This is a genomic window from Brunnivagina elsteri CCALA 953 (assembly GCF_002289455.1).
GTDB classification, from domain to species: Bacteria; Cyanobacteriota; Cyanobacteriia; order Cyanobacteriales; family Nostocaceae; genus Brunnivagina; species Brunnivagina elsteri.
Genome location: NZ_NTFS01000645.1, coordinates 1 through 2,369, shown reverse-complemented (window position 1 = coordinate 2,369; position 2,369 = coordinate 1). Strand labels below are relative to the sequence as shown.

At 40.3% G+C, this 2,369-nt stretch carries 3 protein-coding genes; 2 read left to right on the top strand and 1 reads right to left on the bottom strand.

What is annotated here, in order from left to right:
* Positions 1-118: 118 nt before the first annotated feature.
* Together CK510_RS29445 and CK510_RS32175 are read left to right on the top strand one after the other, a co-directional pair.
* Complete coding sequence (locus CK510_RS29445) at positions 119-316, top strand: hypothetical protein (protein WP_095724995.1); 198 nt, start codon at positions 119-121, stop codon at positions 314-316.
* A gap of 11 nt (positions 317-327) precedes the next feature.
* Positions 328-486: a hypothetical protein gene (locus CK510_RS32175; protein ID WP_158224993.1), complete on the top strand. Its 159-nt coding sequence runs from the start codon at positions 328-330 to the stop codon at positions 484-486.
* On the opposite strand, the gene CK510_RS29440 is transcribed toward CK510_RS32175, so the two are convergent.
* The gene (locus CK510_RS29440; RefSeq protein WP_095724994.1) at positions 474-2,096 is read right to left on the bottom strand and encodes a serine hydrolase; all 1,623 of its coding nucleotides are present in this window, start codon (positions 2,094-2,096) and stop codon (positions 474-476) included. The genes CK510_RS32175 and CK510_RS29440 overlap by 13 nt on opposite strands.
* Positions 2,097-2,369 lie beyond the last annotated feature (273 nt).

Genomic DNA, 2,369 nt, shown 5'->3' with positions numbered 1-2,369 from the left:
TCTTTAAGCTCTGCAAAAGCTTCTATAATTGCTGGTTGGCTCATGGAGGTAGATGCACACGCTTGGATTCGCGCTAGATTATACCACATAGCTCCTACTTTTAGAATGAAATAGCCCTGTGGTAAGGTTACAGACAAATCTGAGCGATGATGACATTATTCAACGTGCAGCTAAGGTTGGAGTCGGAATGATGTCAGCTTCGATTCAGTACATTAACCCAAATTATTCTGGTGAGTTTATCTTTGGTTATGGAGAACTTGACGAACAGCAATTAGTTGAAGGAGTTTATAGATTAGCACAAGTAATTAAAGCTTAAATTTTACTAATATGGACGACCAAGAAATTATCTTAAATGCAGGTAAAATCATTTGTAAAGGTAATACAATTCGTCGTCCAATCAATGAAAATAGTGGTTTTGTCCAGGAATTATTACGCTATTTAGAAATCGTAAATTTTGACCTAACCAATAAAAACTACCGTTGGTAAGGATAATAATATTGAGGACTTACAACTGGTGATTGATAAACACTTGTAGGTGCTATATTTCCCGTATTATTAGGTATGGGAGCCATGAATGTAGAATTACCAGAAACTGGATTCATCATCGGAGCTTGATAACTAGTTTGAGGGATTTGATTAGTATTTGTGTTGGATAATGGAGGACTAATAACGGGATTTTGAATCGGATTTGTAGAACCAGGATTCCCGATTCCATTGTTTGGTATTGTGTTAGTTGGAATTGTATTAGTTGGAATTGTGTTATTTGCTGCTGGTGTGACATTACCTTGGCTAAATTGCTGGTAAGCCGCACGGGAAATCGAACTAATTAACTTTTCGGCACCGGCATCATTTCTTGGACGTTGCACTATCACAGCAGCGATGTAGCGTTTGCCAGTAGGCAAGTCTACTAAACCTGCATCTGCTAAAATTGCACCAATCTCCCCTGTTTTATGGGCAATAGTTGCACCTTGTCCCAAACCCGACGGTAATAAATTATCCTTAACCGTACGACGCATAATATCGAGAATACGATCGCGTGATTGCATACTCACCAAGTTCCCCTTAGTCATAACCGCAATCAAATTCGCTAATTCTTTCGGACTGGTGGTATTTGTACCTTCGATATCTGGTAAAATATTCCGAATTGTGGTTGTATTCAGTCCCCAACTACGGAAACGCTGATTTAAAGTTTCAATTCCACCTAAGCGCTCAATCAACATATTCGTTGCTGTATTGTCGCTAATCGTAATCATTTTAGTGACAACTTCCAGGGCAGTATAGCTAGTTCCGGCAGGTTTATACTGAATATCCCCCGAACCAGTTGCGATCGCGCTTTTTGTACTAGTTATTGTTTCATCAAGACGAATTTTCCCAGCATCCACATCTTGGAAAAAAGCCACAATGATGGGAATTTTAATTGTACTAGCGGCTGAAAACATCGCACCGCCATTAAAATCTACATAGCTACCATTATCTAAATCGGCAATAAACACACCCGGAGTTAGACTTGGATTAGCTGCTGTGATACTTTGGATGGAAGTACGAAGTGTGGATATTTCTTGGGACAGAACCAAACCAGAATTATTCCCAGGAGATTGACTTGATTGGCTTTGGTTCGGGGTAATTGTCGTTTCTGTTGGGTTTGCAGGATTTAGCTTCGTTGTCGGGTCTAAAACAGATAATGCCGTACCAACGATCGCACCTAATCCAACCCCGACAATCAGTAACCGTAAAGCATACAAAATATTGCGTGCCATTGGTTTAAGTCGTGTCTTCCGACTAGCAACCTTTCTTCTAGGTAATGGCTGCTTGCGTACCTTTACCGATTTTACCTTAGTGCTGTTGGGATTAAGAGGAGGAATTTTACCCCTACTGTTAGATGCAGTTAAAGAACTTCCTGACGATGCGATCGCACGTTTTTTGACCACAGGTACACGAGCTAAAGCATTCGGATTTACTTTTGTACGTCCTGGTTGTGCTTTTTGAGTCGCTTTCCCTTGGTTTTCTACGGTTTTTTGCCCTGAACGCACACGCTGCCCACGGGTAACGGGTTTACGTCGCGACGAAGTTGTTAATTTGTAACCTGAATCTGACACTATTACTCCTTGTTACCCACTCAACTGAACTTTCTACCGACTGCCGAACCAGATGTATACATTTATATTTAATTTATATTTATGAATAATCCTAAAAATAATCCTAAAAATAATCTAAAAATAATCTGATGTTAAGAATCAAAAATCACACACGAACTCCCAAAAACTCCCTTTCCTCGTAGATATTTGCTAACTAATACCAATTCTATGTGAGGCTGCACATTATGTGACCCCTCCATACCTCCCCTACCCTGCGGGAACGCGGTAGACGCT

What these genes read in the sequence shown, in the direction of transcription:
- CK510_RS32175 (WP_158224993.1), top strand. Translation starts at nt 328, where the DNA reads ATGGACGACCAAGAAATTATCTTAAATGCAGGTAAAATCATTTGTAAA.